At 30.3% G+C, this 3,008-nt stretch carries 7 protein-coding genes; all 7 read left to right on the top strand.

The window, feature by feature from the left end:
• Positions 1-352 (top strand): hypothetical protein (locus VIM70_RS09775; RefSeq protein ID WP_331945569.1); only part of this gene is annotated, 352 nt, incomplete at its 5' end.
• Between the two features lie 39 nt (positions 353-391).
• Complete coding sequence (locus tag VIM70_RS09770) at positions 392-532, top strand: hypothetical protein (protein WP_331945568.1); 141 nt, start codon at positions 392-394, stop codon at positions 530-532.
• A 21-nt stretch (positions 533-553) separates the two neighbouring features.
• Positions 554-712: a hypothetical protein gene (locus tag VIM70_RS09765; protein WP_331945567.1), complete on the top strand. Its 159-nt coding sequence runs from the start codon at positions 554-556 to the stop codon at positions 710-712.
• A gap of 74 nt (positions 713-786) precedes the next feature.
• Entirely contained in the window at positions 787-1,245 is a 459-nt protein-coding gene (locus VIM70_RS09760) for a hypothetical protein (RefSeq protein ID WP_331945566.1), read from the top strand.
• Positions 1,246-1,264: 19 nt separating this feature from the next.
• On the top strand, positions 1,265-1,867 hold the full coding sequence (locus tag VIM70_RS09755; protein ID WP_331945565.1) for a hypothetical protein: 603 nt from the start codon (positions 1,265-1,267) through the stop codon (positions 1,865-1,867).
• Entirely contained in the window at positions 1,864-2,397 is a 534-nt protein-coding gene (locus VIM70_RS09750; protein WP_331945564.1) for a hypothetical protein, read from the top strand. Before VIM70_RS09755 ends, VIM70_RS09750 begins: the two co-directional genes overlap by 4 nt.
• Complete coding sequence (locus VIM70_RS09745; protein WP_331945563.1) at positions 2,394-2,822, top strand: hypothetical protein; 429 nt, start codon at positions 2,394-2,396, stop codon at positions 2,820-2,822. The genes VIM70_RS09750 and VIM70_RS09745 overlap by 4 nt, the downstream gene beginning before the upstream one ends.
• The last annotated feature ends 186 nt before the right edge of the window (positions 2,823-3,008 follow it).

Raw genomic sequence — 3,008 nt, 5'->3', positions numbered from 1 at the left:
AAAAACCTATTTTAAGCTAAGAAAGAAGGAAAAGATAATGTATAAAAATAAAATATTTATAAAAGAAGTCTCAAGTATTAGTATCACTACTGGAGATACAGGATTTACAGTTGAGCTATTCCAAGGTTTTGATGAAACCGAAGATAAATTTATCTTGACATGTGCTGAAGTTATTGACCAGTTTAAAAGAGGTTTCACCTGTGATATCCAAATTAATTTCAATCTAATTGATTATGGCCACAATGACGCAGGAGTAAAACGAGAAGTAATTAGAGACTTAGTTTTAGTACATATTAGAAAGCATATGGAAGATTGTAACCGTCCAGAATTTGAATATGTGTTTTATAAATAATACATCAAAAGATAAATTTTATCGGAAAGGAGTAATAAAATGACTTTAGGAGATAGAGGTTTTGTTGAATTCTTAGTTAAAAAAATTGAAAAAGAAGGTATACTTGGTTGTGGTTATGATACAGAAGAAATAAAACAAGATATTATAAGTATGATTTGGGATGCATACGATGAATTCTAATTTAATATAGGAGGATAAATTATGGAGACAGTAACCGATCCTTTAGTGATTACATATAGTAAATTATATATAATTGATAATGAGGAGGTTGGAGTAATGGACGAAACAATAGTAGTAGCTTTAGAAGATGCTGAATTTATTGAATATGAAGCAGATACCACAGGATTTTTACAGTATTAAATAGTTCTTGAGTTTATTGTACTAATGATATATAATTAAACATATAGTAATAGGGGAAGGAGGTTGGAATTTAAATGGCAAAGAGTAAAAGTCTGTTGACAAAAACTTCTGCTAAGAAAAAACCAATTACTAAAAGAAGGAGTAAAACAACTGAATATTCCTATGAATCTGGTCAAGTAGTTATTTACATGGGTAATGTGATCGAAGGATACTCAGGGCAGGAAGCTAAGGTTATTAATAGATCAAGAACATATAATGCAGAATCTTATACCATCGAGTTTTCAGATGGAGAACAGTTAAAAACTACACTTGAAATTATAAGAGCAGTTGGAGAAATGGAAGAAGTAGAAACTATTGACTCTAATATTGAAGGTGATATTCCATTTACTGAAGATGGTAAGGAGAGTTATCATAATCCTAGAAGCTGTTTAAATCAAACTACTTTTGCACATTACGACTGTGATCATTGCCATTTTTTAGATAGGTGCGTGTTTATTGGTAAACATGAATATAAAAAATATGATTTGCACTAGGAAGGAGTAATTACATATATTGAAAACACAAATAAATAAAATAGATAGTGATTGGGTAGACGTAAAAAACAAATGTCGCACCACAGTCAATAAAGACCATACAGAGAATATTCCTGATAGTAAATTCAAGACACAATTACTCATATCAGAACATTCACCAATTCGTCTAATCAAGATTAACTGGACATGGAAAGATATTAAGTCATGGATTTCTGTTCATTGGTCTAGACATAAGTGGGAATGTTTTATAAGTACACAGAGAACTGATAGAACAGGGGTAGATAGGGACTTAGAACCACAAGGGGCATTAGTTACCTTTGAGGGAGAAGCAAACGCTCAGGCACTAATTGATACAATGAGAAAGAGATTATGTTATCAAGCAAGTAAAGAAACAAGGGAATTAGCAGAAGATTTTAAGGTTATGACTAGGAAAAGTGAGCCTGAATTATCTGATGTATTTGTCCCTAATTGTGTTTATAGGTGTTCTTGTCCAGAGTTCAAAGAATGTGGGTTTTGGACTAAATTTATAAAGACATGTAGCAAAGAAGATTTAGTTAGTATTAAACGAAGATATAATATTTATAATAGTAATTTTCATCATAGAATGGAGATTAAAAAATGAATATAATTCTTATCAGTGGCAAGGCACATTCAGGCAAAGGAACTGTAGGTAGAAAAATTGAAAATATATTAAATAATCAAGGAAAACATGTTATCAGATGTAGCTTATCAACTTACATAAGAGAAATCGCCAAAAATGATTTTTATTGGGATGGGATAGATACATTAGAAAGTCGTATATTTATGGGTGAAGTTTATCGTATTGGGACAGAATTTTATCCTTATCATATGGCAAGAAGAGTTTGGGAAAGAGATATTAAACCCTATGCAAATAAAAATACTACTGTTATTGTGGAAAGTTTTAGAGAATTAGTTAATTATGATTACTTTAATATACTTTTAAAAGAAGGATTGATTGATGAAATTTCTACAATAAGGATTATTAGACCAAAATTTAATTCAATCCAAAATGAAGAATTCGAAAAGCATGTTTCTGAATCTGATTTAGATGATTTTGAATTTGATTATATAGTTGAAAATGATGGGTCTATTGAAGAATTAGACAATAAATTAAAGGAGATGTTTAATTGAAAAAGTTTAAATGTTATGTTGCAGGAAAAATGAGTGGTCTATCTCATGAGGAGATGAATGGTTGGCGAGTAGAAGCACATAGATTATTCCAAGAAAAATCTTACATTCCAATACATATTATTAATCCAGTAAATTTTTACAACTTCAATATGAATCCTGACTCATATGCAGAAAAGGAAGTTAAAGACTTTGATTTAAAGGCAGTAAAAGCTAGTGATGTAGTATTAGTTAATCTTGATTTTCCTGACAGTATAGGTACTGCTATGGAGGTCTGTATGGCACATGATGTATGGGATATACCCGTAATTGGATTTGGGAAAGGATTAAGTCACCCTTGGATGGAGCTATGCGTTACAAAGAGGTGTGTAAGTTTAGAGGAAGCTGTTAGTTATATTATTGATTTTTACATACCTATATTCAGTTAATTAGATATAAAAGGAGATTAAAATATGAATTATAACCGTGGGGTATGTAAGCAATGTGAAAAATGGTCTGCATGTTTTCAACCTTGTAATGATTTTTTAGATGCTAAGTTAGAATATGATTTAGCAAAAAAGAATAGATTGATTGAACTTTCTCTTAATAATTATCGTGGAAAGAAGATAATAAAG

Source organism: Clostridium sp., from assembly GCF_036569345.1.
Taxonomy (GTDB): Bacteria; Bacillota; Clostridia; order Clostridiales; family Clostridiaceae; genus Clostridium_AD.
This window is presented reverse-complemented; position numbering and strand designations above follow the sequence as displayed.

What these genes read in the sequence shown, in the direction of transcription:
- VIM70_RS09770 (WP_331945568.1), top strand. Translation starts at nt 392, where the DNA reads ATGACTTTAGGAGATAGAGGTTTTGTTGAATTCTTAGTTAAAAAAATT.
- VIM70_RS09765 (WP_331945567.1), top strand. Translation starts at nt 554, where the DNA reads ATGGAGACAGTAACCGATCCTTTAGTGATTACATATAGTAAATTATAT.
- VIM70_RS09760 (WP_331945566.1), top strand. Translation starts at nt 787, where the DNA reads ATGGCAAAGAGTAAAAGTCTGTTGACAAAAACTTCTGCTAAGAAAAAA.
- VIM70_RS09750 (WP_331945564.1), top strand. Translation starts at nt 1,864, where the DNA reads ATGAATATAATTCTTATCAGTGGCAAGGCACATTCAGGCAAAGGAACT.